Raw genomic sequence first — 22,995 nt, forward strand, 5'->3', positions numbered from 1 at the left:
GTTCATGCCGGGGTTAACCAGTGCTGGAAAGCCTCTAGCTCGCCGCGCACCGCTTTGCGATAAAGGTGCTGCAACTGAGCCGTCACGCTACTCGCCGCAATCGGCTCACTGGGCGGCGGTGCCCCCGCGCGAGTGCCAATTCTGCGCCCGTCCAGCTCCCTTAGCGGCAGAATTTCGGCGGCAGTGCCGGTTAAAAAGGCTTCATCGGCAGTGTAGAGCTCATCGCGGGTAATGCGCCGCTCTTTGACCTCAATGCCCAGCACATCGCGGGCCAGTTGAATGACGCTATCGCGAGTAATGCCCTGCAGGCAGGAGGTCACTTCGGGAGTGTGTAGCACGCCATCGCGCAGTAAAAAGACGTTCGCCGCCGAGGCCTCGGCCACATAGCCTTCCGGGTCGAGCATGATGGTTTCATCAAAACCGGCTTTCACTGCTGTGTTGAGCGCCAGCATCGAATTCACGTAGTGGCCGCTGGTTTTAGCGCGGCATAGGCTGATATTGACGTGGTGGCGCGCCCAGGAAGAGGTTAAAGCGCGCAGGCCGTGGGAAGCCGCGTGAGGCGAAATGTACGGCCCTAAATCCCAGGCGGCAATCATCACATGGGTGGTGAGTCCTTGGGCGCGCAGCCCCAGGCCTTCCGCACCTAGAAAAACGGTGGGCTTTAAATAAGCGCTGCTTAAGCCGTTCTTGGTCAGACTTTCGCGCTGGGCATCGATCAGCTCGGTTTCGCTAAATGGCAGCGGAATATCCAGCGCGTGGGCGCTTTCCACCAACCTGCGGGTATGCTCCGCCACCCGAAACAGCTGCGGGCCTTGCGCACCCGCGTAGGCACGCACACCTTCAAAGCAGCCCATGCCGTAGTGCAGCGTATGGGTGAATACATGCACTTTGGCGTCCCGCCAGGCGTGCCACTGGCCATCCTGCCAGATCCAGCCGTCACGATCATAAAGCGGTGTCATCGGGTTGTTTGCTCCCACTGTTGGTGCCAGCTATCGATTAACGCCTGCTGGTGCGGCTGCAGCGCTTGATAGCCCCAGGCGGCAATTTCGTCGTTTTGCGGGTCGTGCACGGCAATCGCACTGCCTGCCAGCATTTGGATCACCGCGTGGCCGCAAAGCGGCACATAGCCTTCGGAGTAGCCGCCTTCATGCACCACCACCAGCTTGCCGCTGCAGCAGCGTTCTGCCACGGCCTTTACTTGGGCGGTCATGGTGGCGAAGGCTTGGCTGTTTAGCAGCATCTTGCCTAGCGGGTCTTTGGCGCAGGCATCATAGCCAGAGGCCACCACGATCAGGTCGGGCTTGAACGCTTCCAGCGCGGGCAGCACCACTGTTTCCATGGCATACGCGTAGGCTCCCAGGCCACAACCTGGGGGCAGCGGCAGGTTAAGGTTAGCGCCTACCCCGGCCCCTTCGCCCTTCTCGTCAAAACCCCCGGTTTCCAGTGGATAGTTGGCCGCTTGGTGTATGGAAACGGTGAAGACATCGGGGTCGTGATAAAACGCTGCCTGCTGGCCGTTACCGTGGTGCACGTCCCAGTCGAGTATCGCCACTCGGTTCACATGCCCCAAAGCGCGGGCGCGCATCACCGCGACGGGGATATTGCCCAACAGACAGAAACCTCGGCCCTGGTCGGCTTCGGCATGGTGGCCCGGCGGGCGGCATAACGCATAGGCGTTATCCACTTTGCCCAGCGCCACGGCCTCCACCGCAGCGATGGCTAGCCCCGCTGAGTGGGTTGCCGCCGCCCAACTGCCCGGCATGTAAGGTGCGCAGTCACCGCCGTTACCGCCACGTGCTTTATCCCCTGTCTGAAGGTCATCCAGGTAACTCGGGGTATGAAAGCGCAGCAGGTCTTCCAGCGTGGCGGCGGGCGGCTTCACCACGTGAAGCTCGTCAATCAGCCCGCTGACTTCCAGAATATTCTTAAGCCGCCGCTTACTTTCTGGGCTTTCTGAGGCGGCTTGGGGCTGCAAGAACTCGCCGGGTGCGGAGAACACGCCGATGGCCCCCTGGTCGTGCCAAAAGCAGCGTTCGTGCCAGTAAAAGCCGGTGCTGCTCATGCGCTAAACCCCTGCATAAAGGCCGCGAGATTGGCGCTTAAATGCTCGGTGGGGTAGCCACCCTCTTGCACAATCACCATGGGTAGCGAGAGCGCTGCCAAGCGCTTGCCCACCTCGATAAACGCCTCGGTTTCTACCTTAAGGCCCGCTAGGGGGTCATCTTTATGGGCATCTAGCCCGAGTGCCACCACCACCGCATCCGGCTCAAAGTGCTGCAGGTGGTCGATAAGGATCGCCAATGCATCCAAATAGACCTCGCCATCGCTGCCTACCGGCAGGGGAAGATTGACGTTGGCCCCCACGCCTTCATCGCTGCCCTCTTCTTCTACACCGCCCCAGAAAAAGGGGTAGAAGTCGTTGGGGTCGGCATGCAGCGAGCCGGTCCATACATCGCTTCTGGCGTAGAAAATATCCTGAGTGCCGTTACCGTGGTGAAGATCCACATCAATAATCGCCACCTTGGCAAAGCGTTCGCGCAGCACGGTGGCGGCTAGCGCGGAATTGTTCAGCAGGCAAAAGCCACCGGCGCGCTCCGGCCCGGCATGGTGGCCCGGCGGGCGGCACAGCGCATAGGTAACCGCTTCTCCGTCTAGCACCGCTTCTGCTGCCGCCTGAGCGGTGGCGGCCGAGGCCAGCGCGCCTTGAAAACTGGTCGCACTCAGTGGGCAGGCCATATCATGCAGGTGCCAGCCCGCCTGCCCAACCGGGTGGCGGGGGTAGTGGTGGCCGCCACCGCAAGGGTGAATATTGGGCGCGACGAACTCAGATGCATTGGGTAGCGTTTGCCAGCGGGCGTAGATCGTTTCCAGAAATTTCAAATAGCGTGGCGTATGAATCTGCTCCAGGCGCTTACGCAGTTTGGGGGAGTCTGATTCAACTGGCGCAGTGACCACTAAGCCAGCCTTCGCTAACCCCTGCGTTAACAGCTCGGCACGGGCTGGCCCCTCTGGTGAAGGCGCAGGCTGGCCGCGCAGCAGGAAAGTGGCCGGCGCATGCAGCGCCTGATCAGGATGATAAAAACACTTCATGGATGGCAATCCTTAGCGAGTCACAGCAGTGACGGTATCCAGGTGGAGAGTGCCGGGAACGCGGCTAGCAGCACAATCACCACTAAAAACGAAACATAAAACGGCAGCGATGCCACGATCGCTCGCTCGTAGGGCACCTCGGCTATTCGCGCGGCGGTCATTAGCGTCATTCCCACCGGAGGCGTCACGTTAGAGATATTGAGTACCACAATCATCAGAATAGCGAAATGGAGCGGATCAAAGCCTAGCTGAATCATCGCGGGCACCAGCACCGGCGCCATCACCACGAGGGCGGGCAATACATCCATGACGGTGCCTATAATCAGGAGCAATAGGCATACCAGCATCAGCTGCACAAAGGCCGCATCGCTAAAGGTGGTGATGATACTGGCTGCATCCCGCGCAATGCCTGAACGGGTCACAAACCAGCCTAATACCGCCGAGGTGGCCAGCAGGAAAAACACCACGCCGGAAAAGCGCACCGTGGTGACCAGCGCATTCCAAATTTTGCGCCACGTTAGGTTACGGTAGAACACCACGCCAATTACGATAGCGTAGACCGCAGCGAAGCCCGATGCTTCGGTAATCGTGGTAAGCCCCGAAAGAATCCCGCCAAGAATAATCAGCGGCACCACCATTGCAGGTAGCGCCACTAAAAACGCGATGATGGCCGCTTTAAACGGCGTTGGTGCCTGCTTAGGATAATTGCGTTTCCAGGCTAGAAAGAAGCTAACGCCTAGCAGTGCCAGCGCCATTAATAAGCCAGGAATAATGCCGCCCGCAAACAGGTCAATAACCGAAATATCCCGCAGCAGCGTGGCGTAAACCACCATCACCACGCTAGGGGGAATAATTGGCCCAATAATCGAGGAGCAGGCGGTCACCGCCGCCGCATACTCGGCATCGTAGCCCTGACGCTTCATTTCAGGAATCATGATTTTGCCGATGGCCACCGTATCGGTCACCGCCGCCCCGGTTAAACCTGCAAAGAATACCGACACCGAAATATTTACATGGGAGAGCGACCCCCGCACCCTTCCAAACAGCGCGTTATTGAACGCAATCAGCTTTTGGGTCAGCCCGCCCTGGTTCATCAGCTCAGCGGTGAAGATAAAGTAGGGAACGGCGATCAGCAAAAAGCCCGAGACGCCAGAGAACATGCGGTCGGCGATGATGCCGAGCATCCGTTCACCGCCCAGGGCAAAACCGCCCGCTAACCCAGACATCGCCATCACCACCGCGACCGGCGCGCCGATAAATAGCAGTACAACAAACGCAATAATCGCAGGCGTCATGAGCGGTGCTCCCCATCAGCGGTGTCGATAAGCTCGCCAATCACGTCCTGCTCATCAATAAAGTGTTCAAGCAGTGCAAACCCATGCACCAAGTGAAGCAGCATCATCACGCCGCTTATCGGCACCACAATGGCCGTGACCTTGCTGGGAATACGGATTTGATCGGAGACCATATACACCTGGGTGGCGCTGCTAAAGTAGCCCCAGCCGTACCAGGTGAGCATGAGCGCAAACAGGCCTATCACCGCTAGGCAAAGCCCAGCGGCCACCTGCACCATTATTCTAGGCAAGCTGCGTACCAGCAGCGTCATGGCGACGTGCTCGCCGTAGCGCAGTGAAATCGTCATCGAGAGAAAACCAATCCAGGGCAAAAACAGCCGCGCCAGCGAGTAGGTCCAGCTCAGCGTGCTGCCCGTGATCAGTTTGTATAAAAATGCGGTAAAGGAGATGCCCAGCATCGCCAGAATACAGCCTACACACACCACGATAGCCACCTGGTTGACCAGATCGCTTAAGCGGCGCAAAGGAGTTAAAACGCCCATGGCTTTTCCTCACGCTGGGGCCAAGGCCCCAGCGTTGCTCAGTCGCTTAGCGTTATTGTCCGTAAATCCGTAGATCGTCCTCAGCCAGCTGCTGGCCCACGCGCTCCACTTCATCCAGCAAGCCTTGAACGCGGGCTTCTTCCATCCCGAAGTCATTCACGATCCACTCCTGCCAAGCGGGGCGGGCAATCTCAGCCATGCGCTCGCGTTCGGCATCGGGCATTAGATAGCAGGCTTCAAAGCGCTCGCAGGACTCCACCCAGCTGGCAGTGGCTAACGCGCCCGACATACCGTGGCTGAGTTGAATCGCCTCACGCGCCGAGCTAATCAGCGCCTGCTGATGCGTTTCCGGCAGCGATTGGTACCAGGATTCGCTGACCACCCAGGGGGCGCTGTTGTACACATGCCCGGTGAGCGTGGTGTAGTCGGTGACCGCATCGAAGTTGAAGGTGGTGTTGAGCACCGGCGCGTTGAACTGACCATCGGCTAGGCCGGTTTCCAGCGCGGTAATCAGCTCGCCCCAGGGCAGCGGCGTGGCAGACGCACCTAACGAGCGCATGATGGCGACGTGGGCCGGGTTCTCTTCGGTACGAATATTGAGCCCTTCCAGGTCTTCCAGGGTCTCGATCAAGCGGACATTATTGGTAAAGGCCACAAAGCCGCCACCGTCATCGAAAGTACCCAGATAGCGCATGCTCGCGGCATCCACGGTGCCCGACATAAAGTCAGCAAACCACTCGCTATCGAAGAACGTCCAGGCCTGGCGCCAGCTGGTAAATAGGAAAGGAGCCGTAACGGCTTGATAGTCGCCATAGAACGACGACATGGCCCCGGCGGACATAATGGTGGACTGCAGCGTGCGGCCGCCCTGCACTTCCGAGCCATTTTCTACTTCAGAACCGAGCTGGCCGCCGCCAAAGATGGTGACTTCCAGATCGCCGTCGGTGCGGGCTTCGACGAGATTTTTAAAATGCACCAGCGCCGGATAGATTTCGTTATTGCTCATATCCTCCGGTAGCTGGGTGGCGATGACCATTTCATAGGACTGGGCCTGGGCCGTGGCACTGGCGATTGCCAGCGGAAGCGCGGCAAGGGCCGTAAAGAGTAAAGAGCGATTCGCGTTCATAACACACCTCATTTTGGTTATTGGTTAATTTTCTTTATGAGTGGCGTTGCTGCGCGGCGGGCATGGTGGCCTTGGTTGTTTTTGTGCGGCCCATGCCCGCAACGGGATTTATCAATGATGCTTGGGCAGTGACTCCCATAGTTCAATCGCAGCGGCGAGATCCTCCAAGGACGCCCCTACCGATTTAAACAGCGTAATAGCCTCTTTATCTAAACGCCCCGGTTTTTCTCCTGTGAGCACCTCAGCCAATTCCGCCTGGATGTCATCAAACTGGAAAGCGCCTTCATCAATAGCTTGCAGAATATCGCCTGCTTCGCCTTTTGCACCGGCGTAGGTATCCACAAACACCTGCGCACGGCGTAAACACGCCGCGTCGGTTTCCCGCATTTGCGGCCGAAACGCGCCGATTAAGTCAACATGGGTTCCGGGCGTTAGCCATTCGCCTTGGATGATCGGTTGGGTGGAGAGCGTCACGCAGCTGACGATATCGGCTTCCGCCACGGCGGCAGGTAAAGCGTCAACTACCTGAGTGTTAAAACGGTCTGCGTACTCCTCGGCAATCGCGGCGGCCTTGCTGGGGTTTCGCCCCCAGATCAGCACGCGTTTGATGGGGCGCACGCTGGCGTGGGCTTCAATCACCATGGGTGCCAGCTTGCCAGTGCCTACCACCAGCAGCGTTTCGGCGTCTTCATTGGCCAACGCCTGGGCGGCCAACGCGGAGGCGGCGGCGGTGCGGCGGCGGGTTAATTCGCTGCCATCGATGCAGGCCAGGGGCTGGCCGTGTTTGCCCTCGCTGAGCAGGTAAAGGCCAGAGATAGCGGGAATACCGTGCTCAGCATTTTGCGGGAAGACGTTGACCATTTTCACGCCGATATAGCCCGCAGCTTCCCAGGCAGGCATCAGCAACATGGTGGCTTCGCCGTCGGGCCGATGCATGGCGTGATGGTGGCGCGGTGGCGACTCTACGCCATTGACAAAGGTATGCCGCAAACGGTCGATGACGCCCTGCCAAGCGAGGTGCGTCGCCACCTCTGCAGCCGAAACAACCTGCATATCAAGCCTCCGGCAGCGCGGCGGTAACCATGATTTCGACCTTCCACTCGGGCTTAGCCAGCTTAGCTTCAATAGCGGCGCGAACCGGCGGACACCCCGGCACTACCCAGGCATCCCAGGCTTGGTTCATGTGGTCGAACTCTGCCATGCTGGTGACCCAAATTTGCGCTGAGACCAGATGCTCTTTAGAGGTACCCGCCTGGGCCAGCAGCTGGTCGATTCGAGCAAGCACCTGCTCCGTTTGGCCACGCATATCAGCGGTGGCGTCTGAGGGCACTTGGCCTGCCAGATACACCGTGCCGTTATGAATGGCGACTTGGCTCATGCGGGTATTGCTGTCTTGATAGGTCACGCCCATGGGGTCTCTCCAAGGAAGGTGGGGGTCCTCTTGAGACTACGACGATGCACCGGCGTGTGCTTGCCCGAAACTATGGGAAATTTGCCCGTAAGTCAGGCAGAAAGAGTTCGCAGTTGCTAGCGATCAGATGAGGGGGAAATCTCGAAGTAGCGCCGATAAGCCCGGGAGAAGCTGCCCTGGTCGCGAAAACCCACCAGCATGGCAATATGCCCAAGGCTCAACGTACTGTGGCGCACCAGCGTACGCGCATGCTCTAACCGCCTGCGCTGTACATAGGCCAGCGGCGTCACCCCGGTTAACTCACGAAAGCAGCTGTGAAAATGCCCGGGGCTTAATGCACACAGGGCCGCCAACTGCTCAACGCGCACGTTATCTGCCAAATGCTGATCTAACCAAGCATCTAAACGTTCGAGATCGAGACGCTCGCTGATACAGCGCGCCCCGAGCTGGTCGGCCGTCTGTTTGGGCGCGTCCTGCAGGTACATATAGAGCGCCCGCAGCAGCAGCACGGCGATTTCGTTTTGCAGCGCCGGGCACTGGTCAAGCTGATGAGCCAGCGCATGGGTAAGCTGGTTTAAGGCAGGTGGAACGGTAAAGAAGCGCGGCTTATCGAATAAGCGCTCAATCTCGCTGCCTTTTTCCAACGTGGCTAAGTGCTGCACAGGGATATCCAGCACCAGCGTGCGATTGCTGCCATCGCCCTGATACTCGTGATGACGCGACGAGGGGATCAAACAGCCACGGCGAGCGGTGACCCGCTCCCCCTGGCCTTCCATAGCAAGCTCGGTAACGCCGCACGTCGCCAAAATTAGCTGGTGAAAATCGTGGGAGTGCGCCACCTGTTCTGGGGCCAAATTGCGGCTATGCAGCTCAAACTGGGCCATGGGCATACCGTTAAATGGATACTAGAAATAAGCCTTCACTATAAAACGGCTAAACGCCTAATAACCAGCACCACACCAACTAAAAACTAACGCAAGGCGCTGGCAACCTAGCTCCTACCGCGACTAGCCTGTAGAAAAACAAGATCATCGCGCATAAAAAAGGGCTTAGCGATGAACGCTAAGCCCTTAAAATTTGGTGCCGGTGGCCAGACTCGAACTGGCACACCCGTAAAGGCGGCGGATTTTGAATCCGCTGCGTCTACCAATTCCGCCACACCGGCAATGGATGCGCATTATACGGAGATAACCCTGCAGGTCAATCACATCGACTGACTTTATCTTACGAAAGCGCTATCCTATGCCGCCTGTTTGACCACTGAAAAGAGCCATTTCCATGCAGCGTGCGGACTTCCATTTCGAGCTACCCGATGAGCTAATTGCCCGCTATCCGTCCGAACAGCGCAGCGATTGCCGATTACTGTGTGTGGATGGTCGAAGCGGCGCGCTGGCTCATCGCCGGTTTACCGATTTACTTGAGCTTCTCGAACCAGGCGACTTGCTGGTTTTCAACGACACTCGGGTGATCCCCGCGCGCCTTCACGGCCACAAGGCCAGCGGCGGCAAAGTGGAAATGTTGCTTGAACGCCCGCTGGATGCACACCGTGGCCTTGCGCACATCCGTTCGAGCAAATCACCCAAGCCGGGCACCGAGCTGATTTTCGAGGGCGACATCCACGCCGTGGTAGAGGGCCGCCGCGATGCACTGTTCGAGCTGCGCTTTTTAGGCGATACCCCGATGATTGCGCTGCTGGAAAAGCACGGTCATATGCCGCTACCGCCCTATATCACCCGCGAAGACGAGCTGAGCGACCGCGAGCGCTATCAAACCGTGTACGCCCGCCGCGATGGGGCCGTTGCGGCACCTACCGCCGGGCTTCACTTCGACCAGCCGCTGCTGGATGCGTTAGCCGAGAAAGGTATTAACAGCGCTTTTGTGACGCTGCATGTTGGCGCGGGCACCTTCCAGCCGGTGCGGGTGGATAACATCCTTGAGCACCATATGCACAGCGAATGGATTGAGGTGAGCGAAGCCACTTGCCAGCAGATTCGCGACACTCAAGCCGCCGGTAAACGCGTTGTTGCCGTGGGCACCACCAGCGTTCGCTGCCTGGAGAGCGCCTGCATGAAGAGCAGCGACGGCGAGATTGCCCCCTTCAGCGGCGATACCGATATCTTTATCTACCCCGGCTACCAGTGGCGCTGCGTGGATGCCCTGATTACCAACTTCCACCTGCCCGAATCCACCCTGCTGATGCTGGTGTCCGCATTCGCAGGCTACGAACACATGATGCAGGCTTACCGCACCGCGGTCGAAGAGCGTTACGCCTTTTTTAGTTATGGCGACGCCATGCTGCTTACCCGCTAATTAACGAGTTATTGTGATGCGAAACGAATGCTTTATGCGCTTTGAGCGCCTAGCCGAAGACGGTCGCGCGCGCCGAGGCCGCCTGCACTTTCCCCGCGGCACGGTGGAAACCCCTGCCTTTATGCCGGTGGGCACCTACGGCACGGTAAAAGGCATGACGCCTGAGTCGGTCAAAGAGATTGGCGCAGAGATCATCCTGGGTAATACGTTCCACCTTTGGCTGCGCCCCGGCACGGATGTGATCGAAGCCCACGGCGACCTACACGACTTCGCTCAGTGGGACAAACCGATCCTGACCGACTCCGGCGGTTTCCAGGTGTTCTCGCTGGGTGAAATGCGCAAGATCACCGAGCAGGGCGTGCATTTCCGCTCGCCGGTGGACGGCAGCAAAGTGTTTATGGGGCCGGAAGAGTCCATGGCCGTGCAGCGCTCGCTGGGTTCTGATGTAGTGATGATCTTTGACGAGTGCACGCCCTACCCGGCCACTTTTGAAGAAGCCGAAAAATCCATGGAGCTGTCGCTGCGCTGGGCCAAGCGTTCTCGCGATGCCCATGGCGATTCGCCTTCCGCACTGTTCGGCATTATTCAGGGCGGCATGCATCCTGAGCTGCGTGAGCGCTCACTCAAAGGACTGTTGGAGATCGGCTTCGACGGTCTCGCCATCGGTGGTCTCTCCGTAGGCGAGCCCAAAGAGGAGATGATCAAGGTTCTCGATTATCTCCCCACTTGGATGCCCGATGAAAAGCCGCGCTACCTGATGGGCGTTGGCAAGCCGGAAGACCTCGTTGAGGGCGTTCGCCGCGGGGTGGATATGTTTGACTGCGTGATGCCCACGCGCAATGCCCGCAACGGCCACCTGTTCACGTCAGATGGCACCGTTAAGATCCGCAACGCCAAGCACCGCTTTGATACGCGCCCCTTGGATGAAGAGTGCGATTGCCACACCTGCCAGAATTTCTCCCGCGGTTATCTGCACCACTTGGATCGCTGCAACGAAATGCTGGGTTCGATGCTTAATACCATCCATAACTTACGCTACTACCAGCGTGTGATGGCTGATTTGCGCGCGGCAATCGAAGCGGGTACATTGACGACCTTTGTGGAAAGCTTCTATGCACGGCGCGGCCTACCGGTGCCTCCCCTTGCAGAATCTGACACCTAATCAATAATAGCCACTGGCTGCGGCGAGTGGTTTATTAACCCGTTCACCCATTGAGTGTTCTAACCCAGGAGTTCCCTGCAATGCTGGATTTCTTCATCTCACCAGCCCATGCCCAAGAAGCCGCTGCTGGCGGTGGCATCGCGCAAATTGTCATGCTGGTCGGTTTTGTACTGATTTTCTACTTCCTGCTGTGGCGCCCCCAAGCCAAGCGTGCCAAGCAGCACAAACAGCTGGTATCTGGCCTGACCAAGGGCGATGAAGTCGTCATCGGCGGTGGTTTAGTGGGCCGTATTACCAAAGTAAGCGATGAGTTTTTAACGCTGGAAGTTTCAGAAGGCAACGAAGTCAACGTGCAGAAAAACGCCGTCGCTGCCGTTCTGCCCAAGGGTACTATTAAGTCCATCTAACGCCTGAAGTCCCCCTGCCGAATCAGTGCCAGCCACCCCGGCAGGGGTGACATGGTAGCGTCGATGGTGAACGTTGCTGCACACGGCCTAGCCGGGTGCAGCACTTCCGTATGTAATTGAAGGCAGGGCTTGCATGCTCAACCGTTACCCCCTGTGGAAGTATCTGCTGATACTGGTCGTCCTGGTGGTTGGCCTTATCTACTCACTTCCCAATCTATTCCCCGCAGATCCCGCCATTCAGGTGAGCGACGCCCAAGGCAACGCCCTGGATGAACGGCAAATTACCCGCATTGAAGAAGCGCTTAATGAGCGCGATATCGCCGTTAAAGCCATTGAAGAATCCAATGGTCAGTGGCTGATCCGCCTACAAAACGACGACGACCAGCTAGACGCACGTGATATCGCCGCCGAAGTGCTCGGCCCCAACGCGACCGTCGCGCTTAACCTGGCCGATGCCACCCCCGGCTGGCTACAAGCCTTTTCAGCATCTCCGATGACGCTGGGCCTGGATTTACGTGGCGGCGTTCACTTTTTGCTTGAAGTGGACATGGACGCTGCGCTGACACAGCGCCTTGAGGTGAATGCCAGCGCCATGCGTGAACTGCTGCGCGGCGAGCGTATTCGCTACCGCAACACCGACATCGACGAGCGCTCGCTCTCCATTGATTTCGGCAGCACCGACGATCGGGATGCCGCCCGTCGCCTGATTAGCCGCGATTTCCCCAACTTCGACTACAGCAGCGAAGGCGATGGTCGCACCTCCAGGCTAGTGATGACGCTAAGCGATATGACGGTTAGTGAAATTCAGGATTACGCGATCAACCAGAACTTGACCACGCTGCGCAATCGCGTAAACGAACTGGGCGTTGCCGAGCCGATGGTACAGCGCCAGGGCCCCAGCCAGATTGTGGTGGAACTGCCCGGCGTTCAGGACACCGTAGCGGCAAAGCGGATTGTAGGGGCGACAGCCAACCTAGAGTTTCGCCTAGAAGCGCGTAACGATACGCCGGATATGGAAACCGAGCGTTTCGAGTTCCGTAACGACCCGTCACGCTCGGCGGAACTGATGCGTGATGTGATCATTACCGGTGACAGCGTTTCCAGCGCCAGCAACAGCTTTGATGAAAACGGTCGCCCTCAGGTCAATATCAACCTGGACGGCACCGGCGGTACGCTGATGAACCGCGCCACGCGCACCAATATTGGTCGCAATATGGCGGTGCTATTTATCGAGCACAAGAGCGAAGACCGCATTGAAGTTGATCCGGAAACCGGTGAAGAAACCATCATCCGCGAGCCCTATACCGAGCGCGGCCTGATTAGCCTGGCGACCATTCAGAGCGCTCTCGGCAACAGCTTCCGTATTACCGGTCTCGACTCCCCCACCGAAGCCGCTGAGCTGGCACTACTGCTGCGCTCCGGCTCGCTGGCAGCCCCCATTTACTTCGTGCAAGAGCGCACCATTGGGCCAAGCTTGGGTGCTGAAAACATCGAGCGCGGCCTGCTCTCAGTGCAAATCGGCCTACTGCTGGTCGTGCTGTTTATGCTCGTGCGCTACAAGGTATTTGGCATCTTTGCCAATATCGCGCTGGCGCTTAACCTGACGCTGCTGGTGGCCGTTATGTCGATGCTCGGGGCCACGCTAACGCTACCCGGCATTGCCGGTATCGTGCTGACGCTGGGGATGGCGGTGGATGCCAACGTGCTGATATTTGAGCGCATACGCGAAGAGCTGCGTAACGGTATGTCTATCCAACAAGCGATACACGCAGGTTACGAACGCGCCTTTACCTCCATCGTGGATGCCAACATCACCACGCTGCTGGTTGCCGTCATTCTCTTCTCTATTGGCACCGGCCCGGTTAAAGGCTTTGCCGTTACGCTCTCCATCGGCATTTTGACGTCGATGTTCACCGCCCTGCTGGTGACCCGTGCCATGGTTAACCTGACCTATGGCAGCAAACCCGTCAAAAAGCTGTGGATTTGAAAAACGTGCTCAGCTCAGAATTTAAGAGGTGGTAATGAAACCCCTATCACACCTGCGGATCGACTTTATGGGACGGCGCAACATTGCGTTTGTCGTCTCAGCCGCGATGCTTATTGTGTCGATTGGCGCCATTCTGTTTCAGCAGCTCAACCTAGGGCTCGACTTTACCGGCGGTACGCTGGTGGAAGTGCGCTATGGCGTAGCGCCGTCACTGGATGCTATTCGCCAGCTACTAGAGAGCAGTGGCTTCCAAGATGTATCCGTACAAACCTTTGGTGCCTCCACCGAGGTGCTAATCCGTTTGCAGCAAGCCTTTGACCCCGAAGTAGGCAACGAAGTGGTTAACCTGCTGCGCGGCGAAGGTGACAGCGTTAACCTTGTACGCGCGGAGTTTGTTGGCGCACAGGTCGGCGACCAGCTTCGCGATCAAAGCGGTTTGGGCATGCTGGTCGCCTTGGGCATTGTGATGCTCTATGTGGCTTTTCGCTTCCAGTATAAGTTTGCCATTGGCGCACTTTTCGCCCTGCTGCACGATGTCATCATCGTTGTCGGCGTGTTTGCACTGTTCCAACTGGACTTTGACCTGACAGTACTGGCGGCCATTCTGGCGGTCATCGGCTATTCGCTGAACGATACAATTGTGGTGTATGACCGGATTCGCGAAACGATCCGCACGTCGCGCATTGATGATATGCCACAAATCTTTAACGAAGCCATCAACGCCACGCTCTCACGCACCTTGGCAACGTCAGGCACCACCGTGCTGGTACTGCTAGCCCTGCTGCTGCTGGGTGGTGATATGATCGAAAACTTCGCCGTTGCGCTATTAATCGGGGTGCTGGTGGGGACCTTTTCTTCCATCTACATTTCCGGCGCGCTGCTGATACCGCTCAATCTCTCTCGGGAAGATTTGATTCCTACCAAAAAAGAGATCGACGAAGAGGAAGAAGAGCTGCCCTGACGTAAATAAGCACCCCACACGCAGCCAACGAAAAGGCCCTGCCGGAATCATCCGTCAGGGCCTTTTTCATATCGTCATGCCTAGCGCAGTTTTATTACACGCCTAGCGCAGCTTTCTAGAAGTGCGGCGCCAGCTGCTTGATCATCGCCTTGTAGAGACGGGGGCCTGCGGCCATCAGCTGACCTTCAGCATTCACGGTCGGCTTGCCATCCGGAGTGCCCATTAGCGCACCGGCTTCTTTCAGCAGCAGCGTGCCAACTTGCATATCCTGCTCTTCAAGGCCCAGCACAAAGACGCTATCAACGCGGCCAGCGGCCAACTCGCACATATCCAGCAGGCCGCTGCCGGTGGCTATCAACGTTTCCACCTGAGGAGCTAGCTGTTGTGCAATGGTGAGGTAAGCCGGTAAATGGCTGGGGCGCAGCCAGGCTTCAGGCAGGCTCATTGCCATGCGGGTACCCGCAATCGCGGTCGGCTTGCTGACCCGCATACGCTTATCGTTGTGCTGAGCGCCGCGCCCACGGCTGGCGATATACTCATCGTCACCAAAGGGAGAGAGAATCACCGCATGTTCGGGACGGCCTTTAACAAGACACACCACTGAGAGTGCAAAGCCCTTACCAGCGACAGCTAAATTAGAGTAGCCGTGCATCGGTTCAATTTTCCAGACCGTATCCGCGCCTTCGCCCTCACCCGCTTTATACGGCGTATAACGGCCAGTAACACCGTGGTGGGGGTAGCCACGCTCCAACTGCTGAACGATAGTTGCTTCTGCCTTACGTGCAGTGTCTTCAAGCAACCGGTCGAGATTAAATTCTTCATGAGCGTTTTCAATTCGCTCACGGACGCGTAAAAAGTGTTCAACAGCGCCACGCGCAGCGCGCAGCGTAAATTGGACCATCGGATTCATGATCGGGCCTTGTCACAGTGATGTTAAAGAACAGGGGCAGTCGCAGTGCTACCTTTGGCGCGCAATTCTAGCAGAGGCCCCTCGGGCATGCCATCGACTCATGCTAAACTGCACGATTTCCGCATTTGATTACTGGGCCTATCATGCTTGAGCGCATTCGTATTGTTCTTATCGGCACCAGCCATCCCGGCAACATTGGCGGCGTTGCGCGCGCCATGCATAACATGGGTTTGGCCGACCTCGCCTTGGTAGCGCCTCGCTGCGAGGTGATCACCCAAGACAGCATCTCCCGGGCCTCGGGCGCCGACCACCTATTGCATCAAGCGGTGGTTCATCCAACGCTTGAGGAGGCCGTTGCCGACTGCACGCTAGCCGTGGGCGCCAGCGCCCGCTCGCGCACGCTCCCCTGGCCGATGATTTCACCCCGCGAGCTGGCCGAGCGCCTGCCCAAGGAGTGCCAACATGCAGATGCGCGCATAGCACTGGTGTTTGGCCGCGAAGACAGCGGCTTAACCAACGCCGAACTTCAGCGCTGTCATGCCCATGTGCATATTCCTACCAACGCCGACTTCAGCTCGCTCAACCTAGCCGCCGCTGTCCAGGTGCTTGCTTACGAGTGCCGTATGGCGTGGTTAAGCCAAACGCCCCCTGCGCCAACCGACGAGCAGGAGGACGAGCTGGCCACCCACGCAGAGCTTGAGCGTTACTTTGAGCATTTAGAGCGCACGCTCATTGCCATTGAATTTCACGACCCCGCTCAACCACGCCAGCTAATGGCAAGACTGCGCCGTTTGTATTTACGCGCGCGCCCAGAAAAAATGGAGATGAATATTCTACGTGGCGTGCTATCGGCCACCGAAAAAACCGCTGGCACTCCACCGCTTCAGCGACAACCGCAGAAACAACAAGAATGACCTAAACTTGAAGTCGTGGCTTCGCGCCCCAACACCGCCTTCCTGCTAACGTTATTCCTTTATGCTCAGTTACATTATGCGACGCTGCCGCCCTTAACGCCCAAGGATCATCCATGTTTCAACGCCTGCGTGAAGACATTAATAGCGTATTCGACCGCGATCCTGCGGCCCGTAACTTCCTGGAAGTACTCACCAACTATCCAGGCCTACACGCGCTGTTGCTGCACCGCTGCGGCCACTGGCTTTGGAATAAAAACCTAAAGTGGCTGGCGCGCACCATCTCGACATTTTCACGCTGGTTAACAGGCATCGAAATTCACCCCGGCGCGACCATTGGACGGCGCTTTTTTATCGACCATGGCATGGGCGTTGTGATTGGTGAAACCGCGTTAGTGGGCGATAACGTCACGCTCTACCAAGGCGTCACCTTAGGCGGCACCAGCTGGAATAAAGGCAAGCGCCACCCCACGCTTGAAGATGGCGTGATTGTTGGCGCAGGCGCTAAGATTCTTGGGCCGTTCACCGTGGGCGCAGGCGCTAAAATTGGCTCAAACGCTGTGGTAACAAAAGAAGTACCACCGGGTGCAACCGTGGTGGGTATTCCCGGCAAAATTGTTAAGCGCGCCGACCCGGATGCAGAAGAGGCGCTGGATGTTGACCCCGCTCGCCGCGAAGCCATTTGCCAGAAATTTGGCTTCGATGCTTATGGTGTCAGCCAGGACATGCCCGACCCCGTTGCGCGCTCCATGCAGGCAATGCTGGATCATATGCACGCAGTGGACGAACGTATCGAGCGCATGTGCTCAACCCTTCGCAAGCTGGATGCCAGTTACCGAGATGGCCAGCTACCGGAGCTACGTGACGAGGATTTTGCCGACATCCTGGATGAGAACGACACTGGCTGCCCAGGGCTTGGCAAGCGTGAGCGCAGCGAGCGTAACGACACTGAGGTCAGCGCTTCATCTACTAGCGCTACGCGCAATAGTTGACCAAAGCACTCGGGATTTCCATAATGGCCGTACATTTGCCGTGAGCACGCTGATGGCTCAGCGTCGAGGTTCCTGTCATGCGCTTGACCACAAAAGGCCGCTACGCGGTCACTGCCATGCTTGATTTGGCACTTAATGTGCAGCATGGGCCTACTAGCCTAAGCGATATCTCGCAACGCCAAGAGATTTCTCTCTCTTATCTTGAGCAGCTCTTCGCCCGTTTACGCCGTGCGGGGCTGGTCACCAGCGTACGAGGGCCAGGCGGTGGCTATTTACTGGCCACGCCTGCAGAACAGATCAGCATTTCGCAAGTGATCGATGCCGTTAATGAAACCGTCGACGCTACGCGCTGCCAGGGGCTATCAGACTGCCAGCAGGGCGATACTTGCTTAACCCATGCGCTATGGTGCGAGCTATCCGGGCAAATCCGCCGTTTTTTTGACGATATTACGCTTGCCCAACTGATGCAGCGCCCCGACGTTATACGCATTGCCCTACGGCAACAACATCGCGTAGAGGCAGGCATACTTGCCTCTTCTCCCTGAAGGTTTCAACCGCACGCTGGACGCCATGACCACGACTACCTCACCTTCATCGCTGCCGATTTATTTAGACTACGCTGCTACGACGCCAGTGGATACGCGCGTGGCGGAAGTGATGCAGCGCTACCTGACGGTTGACCAGCTGTTTGCTAACCCGGCATCACGCAGTCATATGCTCGGCTGGCAGGCAGAACAAGTCGTTGAGCAGGCGCGGCGCCAGGTAGCCGATACCATTGGTGCCGACCCACGTGAAATTGTCTGGACCAGCGGAGCAACAGAGGCTGACAACTTAGCGCTGATTGGCTACATGCGCGCTAACCGCGAACGCGGCATGCACTTGGTCACTTCCCACATCGAGCATAAAGCGATTGTCGATACGGCAAAGGCGCTCGAAAGCGAAGGGTTTGAGGTTACTTGGCTAACCCCGGGGCGCGATGGCTGCATAACCCCCGAGCAGCTGCGCAGCGCAATGCGCGATGACACCGCCCTGGTATCGCTGATGGCGGTCAATAACGAACTGGGCAGCATTAACGATATTGCAGCGCTGGCAGCGGTTGCCCACGAATTTGGCGCCGCGTTTCATACGGACGCTGCCCAGGCTGTGGGTAGAATCCCCCTGGATGTGGTGGCACAAGCTATCGACCTAATGTCGCTTTCTGGCCACAAAGCTTATGGCCCCAAGGGCGTCGGCGCGCTTTACGTTAAGCGCCACCCAGATATTCGTATTGAAGCGTTGATCCATGGCGGCGGACACGAACGCGGCATGCGCTCGGGCACCCTGCCCACCCACCAGATCGCCGGCATGGGCGAAGCGTTTGCGCTCATACAGCAAGAGCACCAAGCTGACCAAGCGCACATTACGCAGCTACGTACGCGCTTCTTAAGCGGCTTAGAAGACCTGGATGGCATTGTTGCCAACTCGCCGTTAGAGCAGGCCGTGCCCAATATTTTGAATCTCGCGTTTAAGGGCATCGATGGGGAATCCCTGCTGATGGCGCTGCGCGATGTTGCTGTGTCGACAGGCTCGGCCTGCAATTCGGCAAGCGTTGACCCCTCATATGTGCTGCTGGGCATTGGCACCCCCCGCTCACTTGCCCTTTCATCGCTGCGGTTTAGTTTTGGCCGCTTTACCCAAAACGCAGACATTGACCATGCGCTAAGCCTTATTCGTCATGCGGTGAGCGGCCTGCGCGCCTCAGCGTACTAACCCGCTGTTACGCATTGGCGCTCTATTTCAAGATTTCTTCACGGAGGACGCCCTAATGGCAACTCTCAACATTACACCCGCAGCAGCTGAACAAATTCATCGTGTGCTTGACGAACGCGGCCAGGGGCTCGGCTTACGCGTTTCTGTTAAGCCTAGCGGCTGCTCCGGCTATAGCTACGTACTCGACTTTGCCGATGAAACTAACGGCGACGAGGTTCACTTTGAGGAGCATGGCGCCAGCGTTTATGTCGCGCCTGATGCCCTAGAAATGCTGGATGGCAGCGAAGTGGATTATGTCAGTGAAGGGCTGAACCGCTTCTTCCGCTTCAACAACCCCAATGTCAAAGATCAGTGTGGCTGTGGCGAAAGCTTCACTGTTTAAGCAGGCCGGGCAACATCACCGGTATTCATCCCCACCGGGAAACGCTATAATCGCGGCCACTCGGCACTCGGTGATGCTTTCACACGTATGCCGAACCACATTTCCTGCGCCGCCTCGGCTTTCCGGGGCGGCAATTTTGCTTATCTCAATTAAGGAGAACTCTGCATGGCTACTGAACGCACTCTTTCCATTATCAAGCCCGACGCTGTTGCTAAAAACGCGATTGGCGACATCATCGCTCGTTTTGAAAAAGCAGGCCTGAAAGTAGTTGCCGCGAAAATGACCCATCTTTCTGAAGAGAAAGCGGGCGGTTTTTACGCCGAGCACAAAGAGCGCCCCTTCTTCAAAGATCTGGTTGGTTTCATGACCTCTGGTCCGGTCGTTGTGCAAGTGCTGGAAGGTGAAGGCGCTATCGCGAAAAACCGTGAGCTGATGGGCGCTACTAATCCGAAAGAAGCCGCGCCGGGCACTATCCGCGCTGATTTTGCGGAAACTATCGACGCTAACGCTGTCCACGGTTCTGATTCTGCAGAAAGCGCTGAACGCGAAATTAGCTACTTCTTCGGTAACGACGAAATCTGCCCGCGCTAAGCACTACGCGCCGCCGTTTCAACCTCCGTTGCCGGCCATTTTTGCGGGGGCTTCGCCCCCGCCTCTTTCTGAACGCTGAACGCCATGACCACCACCGTAGCTCAACATACGCCTGCCCCCCACTCTTCAACCGAACACGCGCCTGCCGCTAGCCCAGCGTTAGAGCGCGAGAACCTGCTCGGCATGTCCCGCGAGCAGATGGAAACGTTCTTTTTGTCGATTGGCGAAAAGAAGTTTCGCGCCGCCCAGGTGATGAAGTGGATACACCAGGAAGGCAGCGATGACTTCGCGGCGATGACCAACTTATCAAAGCCGCTGCGGGAAAAGCTGGCGAAGGTGGCTGAAATTCGCGGGCCAGCGGTTGTCTATGAAGGCACCTCCAGCGATGGCACTCGCAAATGGGTGCTGGAAGTGGAAGACGGCAGCTACGTTGAAACGGTGCTGATTCCCGCTGAAAACGGTAAGCGGCGCACGCTGTGTGTCTCTTCCCAAGTAGGCTGCTCGTTGGACTGCAGCTTCTGTTCCACCGGCAAGCAAGGCTTTCAGCGCAACCTAACCGCCGCTGAAATTATCGGCCAGGTATGGGTTGCTCAGCGCAGCGTTGGGCCACGCCGCGATACCGCCAACCGTCCGGTGACGAACGTTGTTATGATGGGCATGGGTGAGCCACTGCTCAACTTCGACAACGTGGTGCCCGCGATGAAGCTAATGCTGGACGATAACGGCTATGGGCTCTCCAAACGCAGGGTGACGCTCTCCACCTCTGGCGTTGTACCGATGATCGACAAGCTTGGCGACGAGATCGATGTCAGCCTGGCGATATCACTGCATGCGTCCACCGACGAACTGCGCAACGAATTAGTGCCTATCAATCGAAAGTACAATATTCGTGCGCTGCTGGATGCTTGCCACCGTTACCTATCGAAATGCCCTGACAACCGTCAGGTCACGATTGAGTATACGCTCATACATGATATTAACGACCAGCAGGAGCATGCCGAACAGCTTGCTGCACTGCTGAAAGAACTGCCCTGCAAAATCAATTTGATACCGTTTAATCCGTTCCCTAATTCAGGATACGAAAAGCCGTCGCGCAATCAAGTGATGCGCTTTCAACAGTGGCTCTACGACTTAGGCTACAACGCCACCGTCCGCGTGACGCGCGGTGAAGACATTGACGCGGCGTGCGGCCAGCTCGTTGGGCGTGTCAAAGATCGCACCAAACGCAGCGCCCGTTACATTCAGTCTGTTCAACTTGATGCCGACTAAACGCTGATGACCTTGACTTCCATTGAACACAGCGCTTTGATGGTTCCGTTTTGTGATCGCCAAGGGCTTGGCTACGACAAACACTGTTTTAACGTTTTAAAGCATTAAAAAAATTATCTAGGAACAACCGTTCTCAGCGGCATGAAGTAAAGGCAACCATCAAGAGGGTGTACATGACCGGTCTTTGCAGGCGCTTTCCATCCAGAGCCTCTATGCTCTGCGTGCTTATTAGCAGCATGCTGCTAAACGGTTGTGCTACACCCAACAGCGCCCCCGTTGAAGGCGACCAAAATGCAGCCGAGGCTTACACTCAGCTGGGCGTCGCTTATCTAGAGCGAGATAACCTTCCCCGCGCATTGAATGCACTCGATCGCGCGTTGGAAATCAATCCTCGTCACGCTGAGGCACTTCAGGCCCTTGCGCTGGTCTATCAGCAGCAAGGAGAGAGCGAGCTTGCTAATCGTTACTTCGAACAGGCCGTTAATGCCGCGCCCTCGTTTACCCAAGCGCGTAACAACTACGCCGCCTTCCTCTATGAACAGGCGCAATTTGCAGATGCTTGTGAACAGCTAGAAATCGCATCACAAGATGCCCAGTACGCCAACCGTGCACTGTTATTTACCAATTTAGGGCAGTGTTATGTGGCGCGGGAAGAATTTGATAGTGCTCGCCAGAGTTTTCAGCGTGCACAGAGTATCGACCCACGCAATCCGCGTGGGTATTTAATGTTAGCCGAACTTGAAGTTTCACAAGGCAATTACGGGCAGGCTTGGGAGCCACTGCAGGTCTATTTGCAGCTGGCCGGGCCGAACCCAGCAACACTGGAAATGGCGATTGACATCGCCCACGCCCGCGGCGACCACGCCGCGGCTGCCGATTTCCAGCGTATGCTGAACGCCAATTAACAGATGCCTTGATCACCTATTTATTGAAGGATGCTCAGCCATGAGCGACACACAGTTACACGATAACGCTATCACTGACACCACCTCACCGGGTGAACTGCTGTTACGCCAACGCGAAGCGCTTGGCGTCCCCTTAGTGGATGCTGCGCGCGCCCTCAATTTACGCCCTGCCGTGGTGGAGGGATTGGAGCAAGACAGCTACGCCGAAATACCCGTTGCCGCCTATCGTCGCGGCTACTTGCGCGCCTATGCCAAGTACTTAGGCATGGACGACCGCCTGGTGCTCGAGGCCTATCAGGCGCGCAATGGCAGTCTGGATACTGAGCGCAAAGTCACCCCCGTTACCGTAAGCCGCCCACCCTCAAAGATTGGCGCCTGGCTATTTAAGCTGGTGACGCTACTCGTTATTGTCGGCTTGATCGCCGTAACCGTGATGTGGTGGGAAAGCCGCGGCGGCAGCGAGCCACCGAGCATGGGTTCGTCACCATCGATTGAGGAAGAACAGGCACTTAGTACCACGGCGGAACCAGAGCCAGCGCCCGTTAGCGCACCAGCAGCCAGTGAGCCAGCGGTAGAACCCCCCTCACAGCCGCTGGATGAACCCGCTGCCGCACCGACACCGGAACCCGCACCAGAGGTCGCCGACGACGCTGCACAAGCCGCAGAACAGGTAGCCGCAGAAAGCATCGTACCCGAGAGCGAGGCCAGCGAAGAGGAGCCTGCCGTTGAAGAAGCGCTGGCAGATGCACCTAGCACTCTGGAGCTGACCTTTAACGAGCAGTCTTGGACCGAGATTTTTGATGCCAACAACCAACGCGTATTTGTTGGCCTCCAAACACCTGGCACCACCGCTACGGTCGAAGGCGAGCCACCGTTTCGGTTAACGATCGGCAATGCCACCGGCGTAGAGCTACGCTTCCAAGGCGATGTCATTGACCTTCCCCAACGCGCCGGTGCCAACAATGTTGCCCGCTTCACCTTAGGAGAGTGACCCG

The 22,995-nt window shown here is 57.4% G+C and carries 24 protein-coding genes and 1 tRNA gene; 14 read left to right on the forward strand and 11 right to left on the reverse strand.

From position 1 onward, the window contains the following. Window positions 1-2 precede the first annotated feature (2 nt). The 10 genes from LG301_RS12895 to LG301_RS12940 all read right to left on the reverse strand — a co-directional run bounded on the left by LG301_RS12895 (window position 3) and on the right by LG301_RS12940 (window position 8,629). A complete protein-coding gene (locus LG301_RS12895; protein WP_404471558.1) occupies window positions 3-959 on the reverse strand; it encodes a branched-chain amino acid transaminase in 957 nt (318 codons plus the stop codon). Next, on the reverse strand, window positions 956-2,062 hold the full coding sequence (locus LG301_RS12900) for a class II histone deacetylase (RefSeq protein WP_404471559.1): 1,107 nt from the start codon (window positions 2,060-2,062) through the stop codon (window positions 956-958). Before LG301_RS12900 ends, LG301_RS12895 begins: the two co-directional genes overlap by 4 nt. Next, window positions 2,059-3,090, reverse strand: coding sequence for a histone deacetylase family protein (locus LG301_RS12905; RefSeq protein WP_404471560.1), 1,032 nt, complete (start codon window positions 3,088-3,090; stop codon window positions 2,059-2,061). Before LG301_RS12905 ends, LG301_RS12900 begins: the two co-directional genes overlap by 4 nt. Before the next feature lie 20 nt (window positions 3,091-3,110). Beyond that, the gene (locus tag LG301_RS12910; RefSeq protein ID WP_404471561.1) at window positions 3,111-4,385 is read right to left on the reverse strand and encodes a TRAP transporter large permease; all 1,275 of its coding nucleotides are present in this window, start codon (window positions 4,383-4,385) and stop codon (window positions 3,111-3,113) included. Then, window positions 4,382-4,927, reverse strand: coding sequence for a TRAP transporter small permease (locus LG301_RS12915; RefSeq protein WP_404471562.1), 546 nt, complete (start codon window positions 4,925-4,927; stop codon window positions 4,382-4,384). The genes LG301_RS12910 and LG301_RS12915 overlap by 4 nt, the downstream gene beginning before the upstream one ends. Window positions 4,928-4,979: 52 nt before the next feature. Further along, a complete protein-coding gene (gene dctP, locus LG301_RS12920; protein WP_404471563.1) occupies window positions 4,980-6,053 on the reverse strand; it encodes a TRAP transporter substrate-binding protein DctP in 1,074 nt (357 codons plus the stop codon). Window positions 6,054-6,164: 111 nt separating this feature from the next. Then, a complete protein-coding gene (locus LG301_RS12925; protein WP_404471564.1) occupies window positions 6,165-7,106 on the reverse strand; it encodes an ornithine cyclodeaminase family protein in 942 nt (313 codons plus the stop codon). A 1-nt stretch (window position 7,107) separates the two neighbouring features. Beyond that, window positions 7,108-7,464: a RidA family protein gene (locus tag LG301_RS12930; RefSeq protein ID WP_404471565.1), complete on the reverse strand. Its 357-nt coding sequence runs from the start codon at window positions 7,462-7,464 to the stop codon at window positions 7,108-7,110. Between the two features lie 116 nt (window positions 7,465-7,580). Further along, window positions 7,581-8,348 carry an AraC family transcriptional regulator gene (locus LG301_RS12935; RefSeq protein ID WP_404471566.1) on the reverse strand — a complete coding sequence of 256 codons (768 nt, stop codon included), beginning with the start codon at window positions 8,346-8,348 and terminating at the stop codon, window positions 7,581-7,583. A gap of 194 nt (window positions 8,349-8,542) precedes the next feature. After that, window positions 8,543-8,629, reverse strand: a tRNA-Leu gene (locus tag LG301_RS12940). Window positions 8,630-8,742: 113 nt separating this feature from the next. On the opposite strand from LG301_RS12940, the gene queA reads away from it, so the two are divergent. From queA to secF, 5 genes are all read left to right on the forward strand, one after another. Further along, window positions 8,743-9,774, forward strand: a complete 1,032-nt coding sequence (gene queA, locus LG301_RS12945) for a tRNA preQ1(34) S-adenosylmethionine ribosyltransferase-isomerase QueA (protein WP_404471567.1) — start codon at window positions 8,743-8,745, stop codon at window positions 9,772-9,774. Window positions 9,775-9,790: 16 nt separating this feature from the next. After that, on the forward strand, window positions 9,791-10,936 hold the full coding sequence (gene tgt, locus LG301_RS12950) for a tRNA guanosine(34) transglycosylase Tgt (protein ID WP_404475265.1): 1,146 nt from the start codon (window positions 9,791-9,793) through the stop codon (window positions 10,934-10,936). Between the two features lie 80 nt (window positions 10,937-11,016). Further along, window positions 11,017-11,343: a preprotein translocase subunit YajC gene (gene yajC / locus LG301_RS12955; RefSeq protein WP_263067556.1), complete on the forward strand. Its 327-nt coding sequence runs from the start codon at window positions 11,017-11,019 to the stop codon at window positions 11,341-11,343. A 133-nt stretch (window positions 11,344-11,476) separates the two neighbouring features. Continuing rightward, window positions 11,477-13,330 carry a protein translocase subunit SecD gene (gene secD, locus LG301_RS12960; RefSeq protein ID WP_404471568.1) on the forward strand — a complete coding sequence of 618 codons (1,854 nt, stop codon included), beginning with the start codon at window positions 11,477-11,479 and terminating at the stop codon, window positions 13,328-13,330. 34 nt (window positions 13,331-13,364) lie between these two features. After that, window positions 13,365-14,291, forward strand: a complete 927-nt coding sequence (gene secF / locus LG301_RS12965; protein WP_404471569.1) for a protein translocase subunit SecF — start codon at window positions 13,365-13,367, stop codon at window positions 14,289-14,291. Window positions 14,292-14,406: 115 nt separating this feature from the next. On the opposite strand, the gene LG301_RS12970 is transcribed toward secF, so the two are convergent. Continuing rightward, the gene (locus LG301_RS12970) at window positions 14,407-15,201 is read right to left on the reverse strand and encodes an inositol monophosphatase family protein (protein WP_404471570.1); all 795 of its coding nucleotides are present in this window, start codon (window positions 15,199-15,201) and stop codon (window positions 14,407-14,409) included. Window positions 15,202-15,344: 143 nt separating this feature from the next. Here LG301_RS12970 and LG301_RS12975 point away from each other — a divergent pair, with 143 nt between their 5' ends. The 9 genes from LG301_RS12975 to LG301_RS13015 all read left to right on the forward strand — a co-directional run bounded on the left by LG301_RS12975 (window position 15,345) and on the right by LG301_RS13015 (window position 22,991). Beyond that, the gene (locus tag LG301_RS12975; protein WP_404471571.1) at window positions 15,345-16,115 is read left to right on the forward strand and encodes an RNA methyltransferase; all 771 of its coding nucleotides are present in this window, start codon (window positions 15,345-15,347) and stop codon (window positions 16,113-16,115) included. A 113-nt stretch (window positions 16,116-16,228) separates the two neighbouring features. Next, window positions 16,229-17,104 (forward strand): serine O-acetyltransferase, encoded by an 876-nt coding sequence (gene cysE, locus LG301_RS12980; protein ID WP_404471572.1) that lies wholly within the window; start codon window positions 16,229-16,231, stop codon window positions 17,102-17,104. A 77-nt stretch (window positions 17,105-17,181) separates the two neighbouring features. Continuing rightward, window positions 17,182-17,649: a Fe-S cluster assembly transcriptional regulator IscR gene (gene iscR / locus LG301_RS12985; RefSeq protein ID WP_404471573.1), complete on the forward strand. Its 468-nt coding sequence runs from the start codon at window positions 17,182-17,184 to the stop codon at window positions 17,647-17,649. Between the two features lie 25 nt (window positions 17,650-17,674). Next, the gene (locus LG301_RS12990; protein ID WP_404475267.1) at window positions 17,675-18,853 is read left to right on the forward strand and encodes an aminotransferase class V-fold PLP-dependent enzyme; all 1,179 of its coding nucleotides are present in this window, start codon (window positions 17,675-17,677) and stop codon (window positions 18,851-18,853) included. 55 nt (window positions 18,854-18,908) lie between these two features. Then, window positions 18,909-19,235, forward strand: coding sequence for an iron-sulfur cluster assembly accessory protein (locus tag LG301_RS12995; protein WP_263067546.1), 327 nt, complete (start codon window positions 18,909-18,911; stop codon window positions 19,233-19,235). 165 nt (window positions 19,236-19,400) lie between these two features. Then, window positions 19,401-19,826 carry a nucleoside-diphosphate kinase gene (ndk, locus tag LG301_RS13000; protein WP_263067545.1) on the forward strand — a complete coding sequence of 142 codons (426 nt, stop codon included), beginning with the start codon at window positions 19,401-19,403 and terminating at the stop codon, window positions 19,824-19,826. 84 nt (window positions 19,827-19,910) lie between these two features. Next, window positions 19,911-21,095, forward strand: a complete 1,185-nt coding sequence (rlmN, locus tag LG301_RS13005) for a 23S rRNA (adenine(2503)-C(2))-methyltransferase RlmN (RefSeq protein ID WP_404471574.1) — start codon at window positions 19,911-19,913, stop codon at window positions 21,093-21,095. Between the two features lie 212 nt (window positions 21,096-21,307). Continuing rightward, a complete protein-coding gene (gene pilW, locus LG301_RS13010; RefSeq protein ID WP_404471575.1) occupies window positions 21,308-22,000 on the forward strand; it encodes a type IV pilus biogenesis/stability protein PilW in 693 nt (230 codons plus the stop codon). Between the two features lie 40 nt (window positions 22,001-22,040). Further along, window positions 22,041-22,991 carry a RodZ domain-containing protein gene (locus tag LG301_RS13015; protein WP_404471577.1) on the forward strand — a complete coding sequence of 317 codons (951 nt, stop codon included), beginning with the start codon at window positions 22,041-22,043 and terminating at the stop codon, window positions 22,989-22,991. Window positions 22,992-22,995 lie beyond the last annotated feature (4 nt).

The sequence above is a fragment of the Vreelandella venusta genome (genome assembly GCF_044809155.1).
Taxonomy (GTDB): domain Bacteria; phylum Pseudomonadota; class Gammaproteobacteria; order Pseudomonadales; family Halomonadaceae; genus Vreelandella; species Vreelandella venusta_B.

Coding starts and splice junctions, on each gene's coding strand:
- LG301_RS12970 (WP_404471570.1), bottom strand. CDS start 15,201: ATGAATCCGATGGTCCAATTTACGCTGCGCGCTGCGCGTGGCGCTGTT.
- yajC (WP_263067556.1), top strand. CDS start 11,017: ATGCTGGATTTCTTCATCTCACCAGCCCATGCCCAAGAAGCCGCTGCT.
- dctP (WP_404471563.1), bottom strand. CDS start 6,053: ATGAACGCGAATCGCTCTTTACTCTTTACGGCCCTTGCCGCGCTTCCG.
- ndk (WP_263067545.1), top strand. CDS start 19,401: ATGGCTACTGAACGCACTCTTTCCATTATCAAGCCCGACGCTGTTGCT.
- LG301_RS12895 (WP_404471558.1), bottom strand. CDS start 959: ATGACACCGCTTTATGATCGTGACGGCTGGATCTGGCAGGATGGCCAG.
- LG301_RS12935 (WP_404471566.1), bottom strand. CDS start 8,348: ATGGCCCAGTTTGAGCTGCATAGCCGCAATTTGGCCCCAGAACAGGTG.
- LG301_RS13015 (WP_404471577.1), top strand. CDS start 22,041: ATGAGCGACACACAGTTACACGATAACGCTATCACTGACACCACCTCA.
- iscR (WP_404471573.1), top strand. CDS start 17,182: ATGCGCTTGACCACAAAAGGCCGCTACGCGGTCACTGCCATGCTTGAT.
- LG301_RS12925 (WP_404471564.1), bottom strand. CDS start 7,106: ATGCAGGTTGTTTCGGCTGCAGAGGTGGCGACGCACCTCGCTTGGCAG.
- cysE (WP_404471572.1), top strand. CDS start 16,229: ATGTTTCAACGCCTGCGTGAAGACATTAATAGCGTATTCGACCGCGAT.
- LG301_RS12905 (WP_404471560.1), bottom strand. CDS start 3,090: ATGAAGTGTTTTTATCATCCTGATCAGGCGCTGCATGCGCCGGCCACT.
- LG301_RS12930 (WP_404471565.1), bottom strand. CDS start 7,464: ATGGGCGTGACCTATCAAGACAGCAATACCCGCATGAGCCAAGTCGCC.
- LG301_RS12915 (WP_404471562.1), bottom strand. CDS start 4,927: ATGGGCGTTTTAACTCCTTTGCGCCGCTTAAGCGATCTGGTCAACCAG.
- secD (WP_404471568.1), top strand. CDS start 11,477: ATGCTCAACCGTTACCCCCTGTGGAAGTATCTGCTGATACTGGTCGTC.
- LG301_RS12910 (WP_404471561.1), bottom strand. CDS start 4,385: ATGACGCCTGCGATTATTGCGTTTGTTGTACTGCTATTTATCGGCGCG.
- queA (WP_404471567.1), top strand. CDS start 8,743: ATGCAGCGTGCGGACTTCCATTTCGAGCTACCCGATGAGCTAATTGCC.
- LG301_RS12900 (WP_404471559.1), bottom strand. CDS start 2,062: ATGAGCAGCACCGGCTTTTACTGGCACGAACGCTGCTTTTGGCACGAC.
- secF (WP_404471569.1), top strand. CDS start 13,365: ATGAAACCCCTATCACACCTGCGGATCGACTTTATGGGACGGCGCAAC.
- LG301_RS12990 (WP_404475267.1), top strand. CDS start 17,675: ATGACCACGACTACCTCACCTTCATCGCTGCCGATTTATTTAGACTAC.
- pilW (WP_404471575.1), top strand. CDS start 21,308: ATGCTCTGCGTGCTTATTAGCAGCATGCTGCTAAACGGTTGTGCTACA.
- rlmN (WP_404471574.1), top strand. CDS start 19,911: ATGACCACCACCGTAGCTCAACATACGCCTGCCCCCCACTCTTCAACC.
- LG301_RS12975 (WP_404471571.1), top strand. CDS start 15,345: ATGCTTGAGCGCATTCGTATTGTTCTTATCGGCACCAGCCATCCCGGC.
- tgt (WP_404475265.1), top strand. CDS start 9,791: ATGCGAAACGAATGCTTTATGCGCTTTGAGCGCCTAGCCGAAGACGGT.
- LG301_RS12995 (WP_263067546.1), top strand. CDS start 18,909: ATGGCAACTCTCAACATTACACCCGCAGCAGCTGAACAAATTCATCGT.